13 protein-coding genes and 1 pseudogene are annotated in these 19,093 nt (G+C 64.8%); 8 read left to right on the forward strand and 6 right to left on the reverse strand.

Translation table 11 applies throughout. From position 1 onward, the window contains the following. Window positions 1–100: 100 nt before the first annotated feature. From IQ26_RS17595 to IQ26_RS17620, 6 genes are all read left to right on the forward strand, one after another. Complete coding sequence (locus IQ26_RS17595; protein WP_145719519.1) at window positions 101–5,581, forward strand: alpha-2-macroglobulin family protein; 5,481 nt, start codon at window positions 101–103, stop codon at window positions 5,579–5,581. Between the two features lie 198 nt (window positions 5,582–5,779). Continuing rightward, a complete protein-coding gene (pbpC, locus tag IQ26_RS17600; RefSeq protein ID WP_162457996.1) occupies window positions 5,780–7,885 on the forward strand; it encodes a penicillin-binding protein 1C in 2,106 nt (701 codons plus the stop codon). Between the two features lie 418 nt (window positions 7,886–8,303). Beyond that, window positions 8,304–9,332, forward strand: coding sequence for a sulfate ABC transporter substrate-binding protein (locus IQ26_RS17605; protein ID WP_145719521.1), 1,029 nt, complete (start codon window positions 8,304–8,306; stop codon window positions 9,330–9,332). Window positions 9,333–9,353: 21 nt separating this feature from the next. Then, window positions 9,354–10,205, forward strand: a complete 852-nt coding sequence (cysT, locus tag IQ26_RS17610; protein ID WP_145719522.1) for a sulfate ABC transporter permease subunit CysT — start codon at window positions 9,354–9,356, stop codon at window positions 10,203–10,205. Continuing rightward, window positions 10,198–11,082 (forward strand): sulfate ABC transporter permease subunit CysW, encoded by an 885-nt coding sequence (gene cysW, locus IQ26_RS17615; protein ID WP_145719523.1) that lies wholly within the window; start codon window positions 10,198–10,200, stop codon window positions 11,080–11,082. The genes cysT and cysW overlap by 8 nt, the downstream gene beginning before the upstream one ends. Window positions 11,083–11,102: 20 nt before the next feature. Beyond that, the gene (locus tag IQ26_RS17620; protein WP_145719524.1) at window positions 11,103–12,143 is read left to right on the forward strand and encodes a sulfate/molybdate ABC transporter ATP-binding protein; all 1,041 of its coding nucleotides are present in this window, start codon (window positions 11,103–11,105) and stop codon (window positions 12,141–12,143) included. A 67-nt stretch (window positions 12,144–12,210) separates the two neighbouring features. Here IQ26_RS17620 and IQ26_RS17625 read toward each other — a convergent pair whose 3' ends face one another. Both IQ26_RS17625 and IQ26_RS17630 read right to left on the reverse strand, forming a co-directional pair. Further along, window positions 12,211–12,687 (reverse strand): GNAT family N-acetyltransferase, encoded by a 477-nt coding sequence (locus IQ26_RS17625; RefSeq protein ID WP_145719525.1) that lies wholly within the window; start codon window positions 12,685–12,687, stop codon window positions 12,211–12,213. Beyond that, window positions 12,687–12,968 (reverse strand): type II toxin-antitoxin system TacA family antitoxin, encoded by a 282-nt coding sequence (locus IQ26_RS17630; protein ID WP_145719526.1) that lies wholly within the window; start codon window positions 12,966–12,968, stop codon window positions 12,687–12,689. The genes IQ26_RS17625 and IQ26_RS17630 overlap by 1 nt, the downstream gene beginning before the upstream one ends. 272 nt (window positions 12,969–13,240) lie before the next feature. On the opposite strand from IQ26_RS17630, the pseudogene IQ26_RS17635 reads away from it, so the two are divergent. After that, a pseudogene (locus IQ26_RS17635) lies at window positions 13,241–14,226 on the forward strand (sulfate ABC transporter substrate-binding protein). A 250-nt stretch (window positions 14,227–14,476) separates the two neighbouring features. Next, window positions 14,477–14,926, forward strand: coding sequence for an RrF2 family transcriptional regulator (locus IQ26_RS17640; protein WP_126043014.1), 450 nt, complete (start codon window positions 14,477–14,479; stop codon window positions 14,924–14,926). Between the two features lie 34 nt (window positions 14,927–14,960). On the opposite strand, the gene IQ26_RS17645 is transcribed toward IQ26_RS17640, so the two are convergent. Genes IQ26_RS17645 through IQ26_RS17660 form a run of 4 tightly spaced genes read right to left on the reverse strand, consistent with a single transcriptional unit; the run spans window position 14,961 to window position 19,025 of the window. Next, complete coding sequence (locus tag IQ26_RS17645; protein WP_407660324.1) at window positions 14,961–15,509, reverse strand: gluconokinase; 549 nt, start codon at window positions 15,507–15,509, stop codon at window positions 14,961–14,963. Between the two features lie 8 nt (window positions 15,510–15,517). Then, window positions 15,518–16,504: an ABC transporter permease gene (locus IQ26_RS17650; RefSeq protein ID WP_145719527.1), complete on the reverse strand. Its 987-nt coding sequence runs from the start codon at window positions 16,502–16,504 to the stop codon at window positions 15,518–15,520. Further along, window positions 16,501–17,481 (reverse strand): ABC transporter permease, encoded by a 981-nt coding sequence (locus tag IQ26_RS17655; protein ID WP_145719528.1) that lies wholly within the window; start codon window positions 17,479–17,481, stop codon window positions 16,501–16,503. Before IQ26_RS17655 ends, IQ26_RS17650 begins: the two co-directional genes overlap by 4 nt. Then, window positions 17,478–19,025 (reverse strand): sugar ABC transporter ATP-binding protein, encoded by a 1,548-nt coding sequence (locus IQ26_RS17660; protein ID WP_145719529.1) that lies wholly within the window; start codon window positions 19,023–19,025, stop codon window positions 17,478–17,480. Before IQ26_RS17660 ends, IQ26_RS17655 begins: the two co-directional genes overlap by 4 nt. Window positions 19,026–19,093 lie beyond the last annotated feature (68 nt).

Genomic DNA, 19,093 nt, shown 5'->3' on the forward strand with positions numbered 1-19,093 from the left:
GAAACCGTTGGCAGGCGGAACCTGCCGCGTCATCGTGTTGACAAGTTGGACTGAAGCTTGAACATGTTTGGACGTAACGTAGCAGTGTCGGGAGGGTGTTATGGCAATGCGCGCGGCTCGTGGTCTGTCGGTCCTTTTGCTCCTCTTTTTCGCTCTGGGCAGTGTCGCGCAAGCGGCCGAAGCACGCCGGGTGGTGACATCGGACAATTCCGACTATTTCGGTTTCGATCTCAGATCCGACCAGAATGTCAGCCTCGACCAGTGCAAGACGACATGTCTCGGCGATCCCGCCTGCCGCGCATTCACTTACAACCCCAAGGTCAAATGGTGTTTTCTCAAATCCGACTATAATGCGCTGAAACCCTTCAACGGCGCCGTCGCCGGCAAGGTCGTCAACATCGATGGCGACCCCGATATCGGCGCGCCGCCGGACCTCGCCTTCTTCCCCGCCTGGATGGCCGACCAGGCCCAGCAATACCGCAACAGGGTCACGGACCCGGCCTACACCAAGCCCACCGAAGGGCTGGCGGCGCTGCGGGAGGCGGCCGAACAGGCGTCGCAGACCGGCGACCACCGCTCGGCCATGCAGAAATACGAGGCCTTGGTTTCGGTATTGCCCGACGACGGCCAGCTCTGGTTCGAACTGGCGCGGGAGACACTTGCCGTGCAGCCGGCCGCCAACAGCGCCGAGGCCTCGACCCTGCCGGCAAACGCCACCTCCGCCGGCTTCAACGCCTACAAATTGCTGCGCACCACCAGGACGCGCGCCGACGTGCTGGCGCTGCTCGGCGCCGCGCTCGATCGCCGTGACCTCTCCCGGCCTGCCCTGCAGGCTTACGAAGCGAGCCTCGCGCTGGTCAATTCGCCGGCGGTCAAGGCCGACTATGAAGATTTGAAGGCGCGCAAGGGCTTCCGCGTGGTCGAACACACGGTCGAAGCCGACACCAGTGCGCCGCGCATCTGCGCGCAGTTTTCCGAAGATCTGGTCAAGACCGGCGTCGACTATTCGCAATTCGTCACCGTCGACAACGCCGCCCCCAAGGGCGTCGAGGCCAAGGACAGGCAGATCTGCGTCGAAGGGCTCGAGCACGGCCAGCATTACGACGTGACCTTCCGTTCCGGTCTGCCGGCCGCCATCGGCGAGGTGATCACCGCCCCGGTGGTGCTGTCGATCTATGTGCAGGACCGCGCCCCATCAGCCCGTTTCACCGGCGACAGCTTCGTGCTGCCTGCCGGCGCGCGCCGTGGCATCCCGGTCGTCACCGTCAACATGAACGCCGCCGAAATGAAGCTCTACCGCATCGGCGACCGCTCGTTGACCCAGCTTCTGTCCGGCTACCAGTTCCTGCGCCAGCTTGACGGCTACGACATCTCCAACATTACCGATCAGATGGGCGAGCCGGTCTGGGACGGCCAGCTCGACATCGCCAACGCCATCAACAAGGAAGTCACCACCTCCTTCCCGGTCGACGAAGCCCTGCCGCAGCGCAAGCCCGGCGTCTATGTGCTGACAGCGCAACCGGTCGACGAGAATGGCGACGACTATGATTCGCGCGCCACGCAATGGTTCGTCGTCTCCGACATCGGCCTGTCGACCTATACCGGACAGGATGGGCTGAACGTCTTTGCCCGTTCGCTCGGAACCGCCAAGCCGATCGCCGGTGCTGAACTGACGCTGCTCGCCAGGAACAATGAAATCCTCGGCACCGCGACATCGGATGCGGAAGGCCGCGCCGTCTTCAACCCCGGCCTGACGCGCGGCGAAGGCAGCATGGTGCCGGCGGTGCTGATGGCCAAGCAGGGCGACAGCGACTTCGTCTTCCTCGACATGGGTCGCGCCGGCTTCGACCTGTCCGACCGCGGCGTCACCGGGCGTTCGGCCCCGGGCGCGCTCGACGTCTATGCCTGGACCGAACGCGGCATCTACCGCGCCGGCGAGGACGTCCATGTCGCGGCACTTGCCCGCGACGGCGCCGCCAAGGCGGTCGAGAACCTGCCGCTGACCTTCATCTTCACGCGCCCCGACGGCGTCGAGAACCGCCGCATCGTCAGCGACGGCGCATCGGCCGGCGGCCATGCCGTCGACCTGCCGCTCGAATCCAACGCCATGCGCGGCACCTGGACGGTGGCGATCCACACCGACCCCAAGCAGGCGGCGGTCGCCAGCCAGATGTTCCTGGTCGAGGATTTCGTGCCGGATCGCATCGAGTTCGACCTCGCTTCCGACAAGCAGGAAATCGCGCAGGACGAAACTGCCAACGTCACCGTCGACGGCCGCTTCCTTTATGGCGCGCCGGCCGCCGGGCTGGCGCTCGAAGGCGAGCTGACGCTGTCGACCACCCGCAACTGGGACCGTTTCAAGGGCTATTCCTTCGGCCTCGCCGACGAACAGTCGGCGGAACCGTCAGTCACGCCGTTCGCCGGCCTGCCTGTGGTCGGCGAGGACGGCAAGGCGACCTTCCCGGTTTCCGTCGACCAGTTGCCCTCGACCACCAAGCTCGTCGACGCCAAGGTTACGGTCAGGATGCGCGAGACCGGCGGCCGCGCCGTCGAGCGCTCGCTCAACATCGGCATCCGGCCGCAGGGCCACATGATCGGCATCCGTCCGGATTTCGATGGCGACGAGGTCCCGCAAGGCGGCACGGCGAAGTTCAGCCTGATCGCCGTCGACCCCGACGGCAAACGCGAGGCGCTGCAGGGCGCGCAATGGTCGCTGGTCAAGGTCGAACGCAATTACCAATGGTACCGCTCGAGCAATTCCTGGAACTATGAGCCGGTCACTTTCACCAAGTCGGTGGCCAACGGACAGATCGACATGACCGCCGACGGCGAAGCCACCGTCTCGTTACCGGTCGACTGGGGCCGCTACCGGCTCGAGATCGAGACATCGGATCCGGAAGGCCCGGCAACCAGCTACGAGTTCGACGCCGGTTGGTATGTCAGCTCCACCACCACCGAAACACCTGACGGCCTCGAGATCGCCCTCGACAAGGACACTTATGCGGCAGGCGAAGTGGCCAAGCTCAAAGTGTCGCCGCATTTCGCCGGCGAGCTGCTCGTCACCATCGGCACCGACAAGCTCTTGAAGACCGTCACCGCCAGCGTGCCGGCCGGCGGCAGCACCATCGACATCCCGGTCGCGGACGATTGGGGCGCCGGCGCCTATGTCACGGCAACGCTGTTCAGGCCGGGCGATGCGCAGGAAACGCGCATGCCGGCGCGGGCCATCGGCGTCAAATGGCTGAAGGTCGACCCGGGTTCGAAGAAGCTCGCCGTCGCCTTGGCGCCGCCGGACAAGACCATGCCGCGCCAGCAGCTGTCGATCCCTGTCTCGGTGTCCGGCGTACAGCCGGGCGCCAACGCCTATGTCATGGTCGCGGCCGTCGATGTCGGCATCCTCAACCTCACCAACTACAAGGTGCCGGACCCGGAGACCTGGTTCTTCGGCCAGCGCATGCTCGGCCTTGAAGTGCGCGACCTCTACGGCCGCCTGATCGACGGCTCGCTGGGCACGACCGGCAAGCTGCGCACCGGTGGCGACGGCGCCAACATGCAGTCGCAAGGCAACCCGCCGACCGAAAAACTGGTCGCCTTCTTCTCCGGTCCGGTCCAGCTCGACGCCGACGGCAAGGCGCGGATCGACTTCGATATCCCGCAGTTCAACGGCACCGTGCGCGTCATGGCCGTCGCCTGGACCAGGGACGCGGTCGGCCATGCCCAGTCCGACGTGATCGTGCGCGATCCGGTGGTGATCACCGCCGGCCTGCCGCGCTTCCTGGCGCCTGGCGATTCGGCTGTGATGCGGCTCGACGTCACCGATGCCGACGGTCCGGACGGCGACTATGCATTGTCGATAGATACCACCGGCGATCTTTCGACCGGCAGTGCCGCCCTGCCCGAGAAGCTGACGCTCGCCAAGGGCAAGCGGCAGACGCTGACCGTGCCGCTGATGGCCGAGGCGCCGGGCAACGCCTCGATCACTATCAAGCTCGCCCATGCCGACGGCACCGCCGTCGAGCAGACGCTCTATGTTCCGGTGCGCCCGGCGCAACCGCCGGTGACCACCCGCATGGTGGTCGATCTCAAGGGCAATGGCGGGTCGCTGCGCGTCGACAAGGAACTGCTGGCGGCAAGCCTGCTCGACGGCGCTTCGGTCAGCGTCGGCGTTTCACAGGCGGCCGCCTTCGACGTCCCGTCGCTCCTGATGACGCTCGACCGTTATCCTTATGGCTGCGCCGAGCAGACCACCAGCCGCGCCTTGCCGCTTCTCTATGTCAACGACATGGCGTCGCGCATCGGCATGGCCAGCGACTCCGATCTGCACGGCCGCATCCAGGACGCCATCTACAAGGTGCTGAGCTATCAGGCCTCGGCCGGCAGCTTCGGCCTGTGGGGTCCGGGCTCCGGCGACCTGTGGCTCGACGCCTACGTCACCGATTTCCTGACCCGGGCGCGCGAGCAGAAATACGACGTGCCGGCACCGGCGATGAACCAGGCGCTGAGCAATCTCCAAAACTCGATCGGCTACGATCAGGACGTTCAGGACCGCGGTAGCGAGATCGCCTATGCGCTCTATGTGCTGGCCCGCAACAAGAAGGCCTCGATCGGCGATCTGCGCTACTATGCCGACACCCAACTCGAAGCCTTTACGAGCCCGATGGCCGTCGCCCAGTTGGCGGCGGGCCTGGCGCTTTACGGCGACACGCAGCGCTCGGAAGCCACCTTCCAGGCCGCCCTGCAACTGGCCCAGTCGACCTCCGCATACGACTACTACCGGTCCGACTATGGCTCGCCGCTGCGTGACGGCGCGGCGATGCTGGCGCTTGCCGCGGAATCGAAGCCGGTGCCGACGATCGTGCCGGCGCTGATCAAGCTGGTGACGAAGGAACGCGCCGCCGTCCGATGGACCAGCACGCAGGACGAGTCCTGGATGCTGCTGGCGGCTCGCGCGCTGAAGGCCGGTAATGATGCGATCGCGCTGACCATCAATGGCGCGCCGCATGCCGGCGCCTATTCGGACCAGATCGCCGGCAGCGACCTGGCCGGCAGCCCGCTGACCGTCGCCAACACCGGCAGCAACCCGCTGCAGGCAGTTGTCACTACCGTGGCCTCGCCGATCCAGCCTCTGCCGGCCAGCGGCAACGGCTTCACCATCGGCCGCACCTACTACAAGCTCGACGGCACCGAAGCCAATGTCACGGAGGCAACGCAGAACGAACGTTACGTCGTCGTGCTCAATGTCTATGAGCAGAACAAATGGCCATCGCGGCTGGTGATCACCGATCTGCTGCCGGCCGGCTTCGAGATCGACAATCCGGGCCTGGTTTCCAGCGCCCAGTTGTCGAACTTCTCCTGGCTGGCCCAGACCGATGCCGCCCACCTCGAATTCCGCGACGACCGTTTCATCGCGGCCTTCAACCCCAACGACGGCGACGGCGACCGCAACATCACGCTCGCCTATGTCGTGCGCGCGGTGACGCCGGGCACCTATGCCCATCCGGCGGCAACGGTGGAGGACATGTACCGGCCGCAATATTCGGCCCGCACCGCGACCGGGATGATGGAGGTCAAGGCGCAGTAAGGTTCCGATGGTGGCGAACATGATCATGACGATTGCGCTGCCCCTCATTGCCCTGCCGGGCATTTCTCCCCGTAGAACGGGGAGAAAGAAGCCTGCACCGAAGCCTTCGCCAATCTCGAACGCTGCAGAAAAGGCGCCGAGGGTCGCGACGGCCCCCTTCTCCCCGTCTCTACACGGGGAGAAGGTGCCGGCAGGCGGATGAGGGGCAGCGCCGTGCTCTCCAAAAGATTCCTGCGTCGTTCGGCCATCGCAGCCGCCTCCTTCACCAGCTTCCTTGCCCTCTCGGCCGCTGGCCTCTGGCAGCTCGACCGCGCCTTTCCGCCGCCGCTGCCGGCCGAACTTACCGTGTCGACCGAAGTGCAGGACCGCGACGGTCAACTGTTGCGGGCCTTCGCCACGCCGGACGGCTATTGGCGGCTCGCGACCCGCCTCGACCAGGTCGACAAGCAGTTCGTCGACATGCTGGTCACCTACGAGGACAAGCGCTTCTGGGATCATCGAGGCGTCGACGTGCTGGCGCTGGCCCGCGCCGCCGGTCAGTTCGCGACCAATGGCCGTATCGTCTCCGGCGGCTCGACGCTGTCGATGCAGCTCGCCCGGCTGACCGAACCGCGCGACAGCCGCAGCCTCGGCTCGAAGGTCAAGCAGATGCTGCGCGCCCTGCAGATCGAGCGGCGGCTCACCAAGCGCGAGATCCTCGGACGCTATTTGACGCTGGCCCCCTATGGCGGCAATCTCGAAGGCGTGCGCGCCGCCTCGCTGGCCTATTTCGGCAAGGAGCCGAAGCGGCTGACGGTCTCGGAGGCGGCCCTGCTCGTCGCCCTGCCGCAACTGCCGGAAAAGCGCCGGCCCGACCGCAACCTCACGATCGCCCACGCCGCCCGCGACCGGGTGCTGACGCGCATGGTTACGGCCAGGTTGCTCGGCGAGCGCGAGGCCGCGCGTGCCGCGCTCGACGACGTTTCCGGCATCCGCCGCACGCTGCCGGCGCTCGCCGCCCACGCCGCCTATGCGATGCTGCCCAGGGCCGTTCCCGGCCAGCCGTTGCGACTGACGATCCGCAAAAGCGTCCAGGAAGGGTTGGAACAGGTGGCCAGGGATGCCGCCACCCGCCTCGGGGCCCGCCTGTCCGTCGCCATGGTGCTGGCCGACGCCCGCACCGGCGACATCCTCGGCGAGGTCGGCTCCGCCGACTTTTTCGACGCCAGCCGCTCCGGCTGGATCGACATGACCAGGATCGTCCGCTCGCCTGGTTCGACGCTGAAACCGTTCATCTATGGGCTCGCCTTCGAACAGGGACTGGTCGCGCAGGAAACGCTGATCGACGACAGTCCGACGGATTTCGGGGGCTACCGGCCTAAGAATTTCGACATGGGCTACCAGGGCGACGTCAGCATCCGGCAGGCGCTGCAACTGTCGCTCAACGTACCGGCGATCCGAGTGCTCGACGCGGTCGGGCCGGCGCGGCTGCTCGCGCGCTTCCGCCAGGCCGGCGTGACGCCTGTCCTGCCCGTCAACAAGGCGCCGGGTCTCGCCATCGGCCTTGGCGGCGTCGGCGCGACGCTGCGCGATCTCGTCCAGCTCTATGCCGGGCTTTCCAATGGCGGCAAGGCGCACACGCTGCATGACGGCACCGAGCCGACGAATGCCGAGCGCTCCACCGTGACCATCCTGGACGATCAGGCGAACTGGCAGATCACCGACATATTGTCGGGCGTCAAGCCGCCCGAGGGGGCCGCCCAGCGCGGCATCGCCTACAAGACCGGCACCTCCTACGGCTACCGCGATGCCTGGTCGATCGGCTTCGACGGGCGCTACGTGCTGGGCGTCTGGGTCGGCCGTCCCGATGCCGGCGCGGTGCCCGGCCTGTCCGGCTATGTCTCGGCCGCACCCATCCTGTTCGAGGGCTTTGTCCGCTCCGGCCTGGCTGCCGTGCCGCTGCCAAGCCAGCCGGCGGGCGTGATCAGACCCAGGCGGGACGATCTGCCGGTGACATTGGCGCGCTTCGGTTCCGGCGCCGACGGGCTGGTCCAGGCGACGCCGACCGAGCCCGCGCCGACGATCGTCTTTCCGCCCGACGGCGCCCGCGTCGATCTCGGCACCGCGGCCGCCGAGGCCTCGCCGCTGGTGCTGAAACTGCAAGGCGGCCGTGCGCCGTTCCGCTGGCTGGCCAACGGCAAGCCGCTGGCCGGCATCAACCGGCGGCGCACCGCAACCTGGCAGCCGGACGGCGCCGGCTATTCGACCCTGACAGTGATCGACGCGGCCGGGCGTGCCGCGAGCGTGAAAGTCTTCGTTGAATAGACGGCGCCAAGCGATTCACGGCATTGGCTTTCCGGAAGGCCAGCGGAGAGCGGGATACGCACCAATGCCTGTTCCGAGGCACCCCCTCTGACCTGCCGGGCAGAGGGGGTTGCGCCGGAACGAAACGAGCCGTTTCGAAAGCGGCGCTTCGATTTTTACCGTCACCGCCGAATAAACCACCGGCTACTGCGAGCGCAAATCGTGCCCCGATCACATCCAGCTATTGCCGAGGCGCGACCTGCTCCTTTTCAGCTGCTTCTTGAGCCCGGGTTCCGCATCGCGGCGTGACTAGGAAAGAATTTCCTCATGGGGCCCAACATCCGCGAAAAATTGCTTCAACACGACGAAAAAAGCAACATTGGATGCATCTAATCTCTACTAATTCAGTAGACTTGAGGGGAGTTCAACGGAGGCGTTAATGACCAATCCTCGTTTCAGGAAACTGCTCGGCGCCCTGGTCGCTGCATCGGTCCAGTTCGGAACGCTCGGTTTCGCGTTTGCCGATACCACCATCCTCAATGTGTCGTATGATCCAACACGTGAGCTGTACAAGCAATTCGACGAGGCCTTTGCCGCCCACTGGAAGGCCGAGACCGGCGAGACGGTGACCATCCAGCAGTCGCATGGCGGATCGGGCGCCCAGGCCCGCGCCGTGATCGACGGCCTCGACGCCGACGTGGTGACGCTGGCGCTCGAAGGCGACATCAACGCCATCGTCTCGAAATCGAAGAAGATCTATCCCGACTGGCGGACCAAGTTCGAGAACAATTCGGCGCCCTACACGTCGACCATCATCTTTCTTGTGCGCAAGGGTAATCCGAAGGACATCCAGGACTGGGGCGACCTGGTCAAGGACGACGTCCAGGTGATCACGCCGAATCCCAAGACCTCGGGCGGCGCGCGCTGGAACTATCTCGCCGCCTGGGCCTATGCCAACGCCAAGGATGGCGGCGACGAGGCCAAGACGAAGGAATTCGTCGGCAACCTCTACGCCCATGTTCCGGTGCTCGACACCGGTGCGCGCGGCGCGACCGTGACCTTCGCGCAAAAGGGCCTGGGCGACGTGCTGTTGGCCTGGGAAAACGAGGCTTATCTGGCGCTCGACGAGTTCGGCGCCGACAATTTCGACATCGTCTACCCGCCAACCTCGATCCTGGCCGAGCCGCCGGTCGCCGTGGTCGACGCCAATGTCGATGCCAAGGGCACGCGAAAAGTCGCCGAAGCCTATCTGAGCTTCCTCTATTCCAAGGAAGGCCAGACGCTGATTGCCAAGAACCACTATCGTCCGTCGAAGCCCGAGCTGGTGCCGGCGGAGGACCTTGCCAAACTGCCTGACATCAAGCTGATCACCATCGACGATCCACTTTTTGGCGGCTGGAAGAAGGCGCAGCCTTACCATTTCGGTGACGGCGGTATATTCGACCAGATCTACAAGCCAGCCCAGTAAGACCAGCAAGCCAGACTCGACATGACCACAGCACCCGCCAAGGCGGGGTGGCGGTTCAGACAGCCGAGCGTCATTCCGGGTTTCGGATTGACGCTCGGCTTCTCGCTTGCCTACCTCACCCTCATCATCCTCATTCCCCTGTCGGGGCTGATCTGGCGATCGGCCGCGCTCGGCTGGACCGATTTCTGGGCGATCGCCACCGACCGCCGCACTATCAACGCGCTTCAAATCAGCTTCGGCACAGCCTTCATCGCGGCCGCCGTCAATGTCGTCTTCGGCACGATCGTCGCCTGGGTGCTGGTGCGCTACAACTTTCCTGGCCGCCGCATCGTCGATGCCATGGTCGACCTGCCCTTCGCGCTGCCGACGGCGGTCGCCGGCATCGCGCTGACCACGCTTTACGCGCCGAATGGCTGGCTCGGCAGTTTGCTGGCGCCCCTCGGCATCAAGGTCGCCTACACGCCGCTCGGCATCGTCATCGCGCTGATCTTCATCGGCCTGCCATTTGTGGTGCGCACCGTCCAGCCGATCATGGAAGAGATCGACAAGGAGGTCGAGGAAGTGGCCGCTACACTCGGCGCCAACCGCTTCCAGACCATCGCCCGGGTCCTGCTTCCGGGCCTCGCGCCGGCCATCGTCACCGGTTTCGCGCTGGCTTTCGCGCGCGGCGTCGGCGAATACGGCTCCGTCATCTTCATCGCCGGCAACCTGCCCTACAAATCCGAGATCGCGCCGCTGCTGATCGTCATCCGGCTGGAGGAGTACAATTACGCGGCGGCGACCGCGATCGCGGCCATCATGCTCGCTTTGTCGTTCATGATGCTGCTGGTCATCAATCTGGTGCAGACGTGGAGCCGCAAGCGCTATGGCTGATCCGGAGATCAAATCCTACGCACCGCACCACGAAAGCCAGTCGGCGGCAGTGACCGAAGGCCGCCCGGCGAAAGCCGTGCTGATGATCGTGGCCTTTGCCTTCCTCGGCATTTTCCTGCTCTTGCCGCTGATCGTCGTCTTCAACGAAGCCTTCGCAAAGGGCCTCGATGCTTATACGGAGGCGCTGGCCAGCCCCGACACGCGCTCGGCGATCCGCCTGACGCTGCTGGTGGCGGCGATCTCGGTTCCGCTCAACATCGTCTTCGGCATCTCCGCTGCCTGGGCGATCGCCAAGTTCGAGTTCAAGGGCAAGGCCTTCCTGACCACGCTCATCGACCTGCCGTTTTCGGTCTCGCCGGTCATTTCCGGCCTGGTCTATGTGCTTCTGTTCGGCGCGCAAGGCCTGTTCGGCGCCTGGCTGAAGGCGCATGGCATCGTCATCCTCTTTGCCGTGCCGGGCATCGTGCTCGCCACCGTCTTCGTCACTTTCCCCTTCGTCGCCCGCGAACTGATCCCCTTGATGCAGGAACAGGGCAATGGCGACGAGGAGGCGGCGCTATCGCTCGGCGCCAATGGCTGGCAGGCCTTCTGGTACGTGACGCTGCCCAACGTCAAATGGGGGCTGCTCTACGGCGTGCTGCTGTGCAATGCCCGCGCCATGGGCGAGTTCGGCGCGGTGTCGGTGGTGTCCGGCCACATACGCGGGCTGACCAACACCATGCCGCTGCATGTCGAAATCCTCTACAACGAGTACAATGCCGCCGCCGCCTTCGCCGTCGCTTCGCTGCTTGCCGGCCTGGCGCTCGTCACGCTGGTCTTGAAAACACTTCTCGAGATGCGCTACGGCGCCGAGCTCGCCGCGACGCGCGGACACTGAAAACTGAAAAGGGACGGTTGATGGAAGTTCGCGTTGCCAACGTGCGCAAGGAGTTTGAGCGGTTTCCGGCCCTCCACGATGTCTCGCTCGACATCAAGTCCGGCGAGCTGATCGCGCTGCTCGGGCCTTCCGGTTCCGGCAAGACGACGCTGCTCAGGCTGATCGCCGGGCTGGAGCGGCCGACGAAGGGAAAAATCTTCTTCGGTGAGGAGGATGCGTCGCAAAAGTCGATCCAGGAGCGCAATGTCGGCTTCGTCTTCCAGCATTATGCGCTGTTTCGCCATATGACGGTCGCCGACAATGTCGGCTTCGGCTTAAAAGTTCGGCACGGGCCGACACGCCCGTCGGCGCAGGAAATCCGCCGCCGGGCCTCCGAGCTTCTCGACCTCGTCCAGCTTTCCGGCTTGGAGAAGCGCTATCCGGCGCAGCTTTCGGGTGGCCAGCGCCAGCGCGTGGCACTGGCTCGCGCCATGGCGATCGAACCGCGCGTGCTGTTGCTTGACGAGCCGTTCGGCGCGCTCGACGCCCAGGTCCGCCGCGAGCTGCGCCGCTGGCTGCGCGACATCCATGACGCCACCGGCCACACCACGGTCTTCGTCACCCATGACCAGGAAGAGGCGCTGGAGCTTGCCGACCGCGTGGTGGTGATGAGCCAGGGTAGCATCGAGCAGGTCGGCACCGCCGATGAAATCTACGACACGCCGAACTCGCCCTTCGTCTACGGCTTCATCGGCGAATCGAGCTCGATTCCGGTCAAGGTCGAGGATGGCCAGGTCTGGATTGCCGACCGCCCGATCGGGCTCTCCGCGCCGCAGGCACCGCAGGGCGAAGCGACGCTGTTCTTCCGCCCGCACGATGTGGATCTGGTGGACGAATGCAATGGCTGCATCGCCGGTACGGTCGCCGCCAGCCGCCGAGTCGCCGGCACCAGACGGGTGGAGCTCGAAATCGGCGGCGATCGCCAGCGGGTCGAGATCGAGCTGCCCGTCGACCATCCGGCGGCGCAGAAAAGCCGGGTGGTGTTTCGGCCGCGGCGCTGGAAGCTTTTTCCGGCAGCGTAGCTACAAGGCGATTGCCAACCGTACCGATGGCAGTCGCCTCTTCATGCTGAGCGACACCGACTGCCTTTCAACGCGTCTTCAGCGAGAGCACCAGGGTCATCGGATTTTTCGGGGAAGCCGCAAAGCCGTAGTGCTCGTAGAAGGCTTTCGCTTCAGCCGATATGGCATGAACAAAAATGCCGCGAATCCCGAGGATCGTCGCGGCGTGACCGGTGCGCAGAACGGCGTCTTGCAACAGCGCTGCGCCTAGCCCCTTCCCTTGCCAGCTTGCATCCACGGCGGGACGGCCGAGCACGGCCATCGGAACGGGATCCGGCATGTTGCGGCGAATAGCGCCTGGCGCTTCCGCAAGATCAAGCCCACCCGAGGAGAGACAATAGTAGCCGACAACGCGTGCGCCTTCCGTTACCACATAAGTACGCGACGCGCCGCTGACCTGGTTGGCCCGCGCCCTGCGACGAAGCCATTGATCAAGGCTCTCTGTCCCGCTTTGGAAAAAATCGAGATCGTGATGGTCGGCAAGGGGCGTGGGCGCCGACAGCATCAGCCCTGCCAGGGCTTGGGCGCATTCATAAGGCGTGCAAAACCTTCGCCGCTCGGTGGTTCATCAAGAATGTCGAGATAATGCTGGTAGCTCTCGGGATCCACCTTGACCAGCGCTTGGTCGAGCAGCGTGTCCTCGGCCGCGCGATAGGCGGCATCGATCATAAAGTCGGAGCGGGTCTTCCCGCGTATTTTCGCGGCTCGGTCAATCAGAACGCGCACGTCCTCTCGGATGCGCAGATTGACAGGCTTGGCGTGGGTCTCAGGTGTAGTCTTTGTCATGGAGGGCTCCTCTTCCTCACCATAGCACTCCGCATACACAATGTGTATCTATTTCGTTGACCTGACCAGGGAGGTGATTGGAAAAGCACCAGCGGCGGGGCGAGAAAAGCCGTAATGACCCTGCTTGGAAGAAAATCCTAGCAATTGGCTGTTTCGGCAACGCTTTTTCTCACGGCAACGCCATGGATCCGGCTTGCATGCCTCGTCGCGGCAGGCATCGTCCGATTATCCTTAGGCATTCGATAAACGGCGTTTTCACGGAGCCTGTTTTCATGAAGCGATTTTTGCTTGGCGTCGCCACATTGGCCGGCCTGTTCCTCGCATCCTCCCAAGCCTGGTCAGCCGACAAATTGCTGAACGCTTCCTTCGATGTCGGTCGTGAGTTGTTTGCGCAGGTCAACAAGGCCTTCATATCAGAGCGCCCCGGCGTGACCATTGATCAGTCGCATGCCGGAACCTCGGCGCAGGCGCGTGCCATCGTCGAAGCCTCGGCGCCGACGTCGTCACCTTCAACCAGGTCCCCGATATCGAATTCCTGGTCAAGAATGGCCTCGTCTCCGCCGATTGGCAGAAGGATTTCCCCGACAACGCCTCGCCTTTCTATTCGCTGCCGTCCTTCCTGGTGCGCGCCGGCAATCCGAAGAACATCAAGGATTGGAACGACCTCGTGCGCGCCGACGTCCAGGTGATCTTCCCCAATCCGAAGACATCGGGCAACGCGCGCTACACCTATCTGGCGGCCACCGCCTATGCCAAGGAAGCCTTCAAGGGCGACGACGCCAAGGTGAAGGAATTCGTCACCAAGCTGTTCAACAACGTGCCGATCTTCGATACCGGCGGACGCGCCGCGACCACCACCTTCGTGCAGCGCGAGATCGGCGACGTGCTAATCACCTTCGAGTCGGAAACGCGCGGCATCCGCGGGGAGTATGGCGAGGACAAGTTCGAGCAGGTGACGCCCTCGGTCAGCCTGCTGGCGGAGTTTCCAGTGGCGATCGTCGACACGGTCGCCGACGAGCATGGCACGCGTGACCTCGCCAAGACCTATCTCGACTTCCTCTACACGCCGCAGGGCCGGGACATCCTTGCCGAGAACGGCAACCGGGTTCGCGACCAGACCGTCGCCGCCAAATACAAGGCAGAGTTCCCCGATGTCCGCCTGCTGACGGTGGAAGATGTCTTCGGCGGCTGGGCTAAGATCCAGGCCGAGCATTTCGCCGCGGGCGGACTGCTCGACCAGACCTATGGCAGCCGCTGAAGCAAGCGATCTTCGAACACGATGGGAAGCCGGCTTTTGCTGGCTTTCTTCGTTTTCCGCTCGGGAAAGGTGATTTCCCGCTTTCCAGGCGCCTGCCCTGCAAAACGTTACGAAGAATCAACGCGTTTGCGGGCAATGTGTCATCAGGCGGATTGTCTGCGCGAAACGGCATCGCACGGCTAACCGTCATGATTTGCACACAAACAGCCGCCAGACGCGGGTGGTTGGGGCTTCATGGGTTGACTCGGGCATGCTGACCAAAAAAGGCAAATACGGCCTCAAGGCCCTCGTGCATCTGTCCGGCCTGCCGGTCGGCCAGCTCGCATTCGTCAACGACATCGCGGTCGCCAACAACATCCCGAAGAAATTCCTCGATGCCATCCTGGGCGAGTTGCGCAATGCCGGCTTCGTCCAGAGCCGCAAGGGCAAGGAAGGCGGCTATCGCCTCGCCCGGCCGGCCTCCGAGATCAAGATCGGCCATGTCGTGCGTGTCCTCGACGGGCCGCTGGCGCCGATCCCTTGCGCCAGCCGCACCCAATATCAGCGCTGCGAGGATTGCGACGAGGCGACATGCCAGGTCCGGCACATGATGCTGGAGGTGCGCCAGGCGGTCGCCGAGGTGCTGGACAATCGCAGCCTCGCCGCCATGCGCGATGCCGACAACGACGATTTTCCGGTCGAGCTGACGTCGCAGATCTGATCAACCACACCAAGGCGGGATCAGCGCCGGCGGCTCATGAATTCGCCTCGAACAGGCTTATGACATCGGCGACAATGTCGGCGATCGGGCGCGTCGCATCGAGCGTCAATGCGTTCTCATCCGTTGCCGGCGCTTCAAGCGTGGCGAACTGGCTGTCGACCAGGCTTGCCGGCATGAAATGGCCCTGGCGGGCGCCGACACGCTGCTTTGCGGTCGCGGGATCGATTTCCAGATAGAGGAAAACGATGTCGTGGCAAAAGCCGCGCAGACGCTCGCGGTAGCTGCGCTTCAGCGCCGAGCAGGCGGCGACCACGCCTTGCCCGCTGCCGACCGATCCCGCAATGCGCTGGCCGATCGCGTCGAGCCAACCTTCGCGCAAGGCATCGGTCAGCGGCTCGCCGCTGGCCATGCGCGCGACGTTTTCGGGCGGATGCAGCCGGTCGCCCTCGACGAAGACAGCGCCCAATGCCGCGGCCAGTGCTTCGCCGACGGCCGACTTGCCGCAGCCAGCGACGCCCATCACCACGATGGCCGGTGCGGACCCAACGGGGTCGCTTCGCAGGTGTGCTGCCTTTTCGTCCACGATGCGGGTCAGCGGCTGGCCGGCGCGCGGCCGTAGAGCAGGAGCATGGCGACGATGACCACGCCATAGATGATCTGCCGCCCCGCCTCCGGCATCTGCATGACGGAGAGAATGGATTGCAAAAGCGTGATCAGGATGACGCCCGCGACCGTGCCGAGATAGGAGCCGCGTCCGCCCAGGATCGAGGTGCCGCCAAGCACCACCGCGGCGATCGCCGGCAGCAGATAGGCGTCGCCCATCGACTGCGCCGCCTTGGAGGCATAGCCGGCCAGGAGCACGCCGCCGAAGGCGGAAAGACCGCCGGAGACGGCGAAGGCGATCATGACGACACGCCGCGTATCGATGCCGGAGAGATAGGCGGCACGCTCGCGATTGCCGATGCCGTAGACGGTGCGGCCGAAACCGGTGCGGGTCAGCACGAAAACCATCGCGGCACCGATCAGCGCCCAGATGACGACGGCATTGGGCACCCCCGGAATGGCAAAGCCGGTCGCCAGATAGCGCATCGCCCGGGTCGCCGAATCCTGCGGCGAGAAGCCGCCCGTATAGACCACCATCAGCCCTTGCGCGACGGCATTGGTGGCGAGCGTGATGATCATCGAGGGAATGCGCAGATAAGCGACGCCGATGCCGTTGACGAGGCCGATCAGCATACCGCAGAAAATGCCGAAGGGGATCGCCAGCGCCACGCCGACCGGGCCGTAGGCGGCGGCCGCACAGGCCATCATCGCGCCCGCCGCCACCGACCACGGCACCGACAGGTCGATCTGGCCGAGCAGGATGACCAGCATCATGCCGGTGGCGATGATGCCGAGAAACGAGGCCACCTTGAGCTGCTGCAGCAGATATTCCGGCGACAGGAAGCTGCGTGAGTAGAGGCTGCCGACAAACAGCAACAGCACGATGCAGGCAAAGGCGGTCAACACCGCGGGATCGGCGCGGCGGATGAATTTCGGCATGCGGCCGGCGATGCCGCCGATGGCCGTTTCGCTCATAGGAACCACTCCAGCCGGTTGCGAACCCTGAACAGGGCGAAGGCGCCGAGGCTGACCGCGATCAGCAGGATGACACCCTGGAACAGGGGCTGCCAGAGCGGATCGAAATCGAAGACGAAAAGCAGGTCGCCGATGGTGCGGAAGGCGAGCGCGCCGAAGATCGCGCCGATGGCGCTGCCCTTGCCGCCGAACAGCGAGACGCCGCCAAGCACCACGGCAGCGATCGAGAACAGCGTATAGGCATTGCCGCTGGCATAGGCCGCCTCGCCCGTATAGGTGAAGAAGGTGAGGAACAGCCCACCGATCGCCGCCAGCAGGCCGGCCAGCGCATAGGCGGCGAACTTGCCGCGGCGGATCGGCACGCCGGACATGTAGGCCGCCATCTCCGACGATCCGGCAGCGTAGGCGGCGCGGCCGAGCACCGACCGGCTGAACGGCACCCAGACCACGAGCACGACGGCCATAAGCACCACCAGGCTCGCCGGCACCACGCCGAACAGACGCCCGGTCAGCGCGTCGGCGAGGTCCTCGTTGACCGAGCCGCCCGGAAACGGTCTCAAAAGCAGCGCGATGCCGAAATAGACAGCACCCGTGGCGATAGTGGCGACGATCGGCTGCAGCCGTCCGTAGATGACGATGGCGCCGTTGATCGCCCCGCACAGCAGCCCGGTGCCGAGCACCGCGAACACACCGAACGCGGTCTCGATGCCGGTGCCGATGACCAGCCATGAGGCCAGGCAGTTGGTCAGCAGAAAGATCATGCCGACGGAAAGGTCGATGCCGGCGGTGATCACCACCAGCGTCTGCGCCATGGCGACGAAGGCAAGCAGCACGCCCTTGTTCGAAGCCGTCTGCACGACATTGGCGGTAAAGCCCGCCGGGTGGTTCGAGGTGTAGATGATGAACATCATGATGAAGATGCCGAACGCCAGCAACGTTCCGCGTTGTTCGGCAAGCCAGTAGCGCCAATCTCTCACGCGTCCGCTCCTTGGCCGGCATGCATTTCTTCGCCATGGATGTTGAGCGCGCTGGCGATCAGCGCCCGCTCGGTGATTTCGGCGCCGACCAGCTCGCGCTTGACCGCTCCGTCATAGAGCACCAGCACCCGGTCGCAGCAGCCGATCAACTCGTCATAGTCGGTCGAGTAGAAAAGTATCGCCGCACCCTGGTCGGCGAGCTTGCGCATCAGCTGATACAATTCCTGCTTGGTGCCGACATCGATGCCGCGTGTCGGATCGTTGAGCAGGATGATGCGCGGCTGCCGCATCAGCCATTTGGCGATGACGACCTTCTGCTGGTTGCCGCCGGACAGCGCACCGACTGGAATGTCGAGGCCGGCCGTCTTGATCGCAAGCAGGCCGACCATGTCGTCGATCAGCCGCTGCTCGGCGGCACGGTCGATGATGCCGGCCTTGGATAGCCGGTCGAGCGCGGCGAAGGAGAGGTTTTCGCGCACCGTCATCGGCAGCATCAACCCTTCCGTCTTGCGGTCCTCCGGGATCAGCGCCATGCCAATCCGGTCATCCCGGGCGGCGGCCGGACTGGCGATCGTGACCGGTTTGCCATCGATCAATATCTGACCGGACAGGCCGCGCAGCACGCCGAAGAAGGCGAGCAGCAATTCGCGCTGGCCCTGGCCGTCGAGACCGCCAAGGCCGACGACCTCGCCTGCGGCGACTGTGAGCGAGATATTGTCCAGCCGGTCGGTCCAGGAAAGCTTGCGCGCCTCCAGAACGGGCGCGGCGGTGGCCGGCGCGCGCACCGGCTTCGGTGGGAAAATATGGCTGTATTCACGGCCGATCATCAGCTCGACCACTTCATTGTCGCTCTTCGTGCCTGCCACGTAGCTGGCGACATTGCGGCCATTGCGGAACACCGTGCACTGGTCGGCAAGCTCGGCGATCTCGTTCATCCGGTGCGAGATGTAGAGCAGCGCCAGCCCTTCCGAGCGCAGCCGCTTCAAGACGCCGAAAATCTTGGCGACGTCGGCCGCGGTGAGCGCCGATGTCGCCTCGTCGAGGATCAGGATGCGCGGCTTCCTGGCAAGCGCCTTGGCAATCTCGACCATCTGCCTTCTTGAAAGAGGAAGATCCTTGACCAGCGCCCGCGGGTGGATGTCGGCGGCGCCCGCGCGCGCCAGCGCCTCCTCGGCGATCCTTCGCTGCGCCTTGCGGTCTATCATGCCGAAGCGCTTCGGCGGATCGGAAATGACGATGTTGTCGGCGACGCTGAGTTCGGGGACGAGCGACAGTTCCTGGAAGATGCAGACGATGCCGGCCTGGTTGGCGGCGGCCGGCGAAGCGAAGGTCACCTCGCTTCCGTCCAGCATCATGCGGCCTTCGTCGGGCGCGACGACGCCGGCCATGACCTTGATCAGCGTCGATTTGCCGGCGCCGTTTTCACCGAGAATGGCGTGAATGCTGCCTGATGTGACCGAAAGCTCGGCCTTTTCCAGCGCCCGCACACCGCCATAGCGCTTGGATATGCCCTCCATGCGGAAGAGCGGAACCGCACCGTCCATCGGCCCCTCCCAAGGCGCTCGTTCTTCGGGACCGGCGCCGCGGGATGTCCCGCGGCGCCGAACAATCA

The organism is Mesorhizobium tianshanense, from assembly GCF_007830515.1.
Classification (GTDB): Bacteria; Pseudomonadota; Alphaproteobacteria; order Rhizobiales; family Rhizobiaceae; genus Mesorhizobium; species Mesorhizobium tianshanense.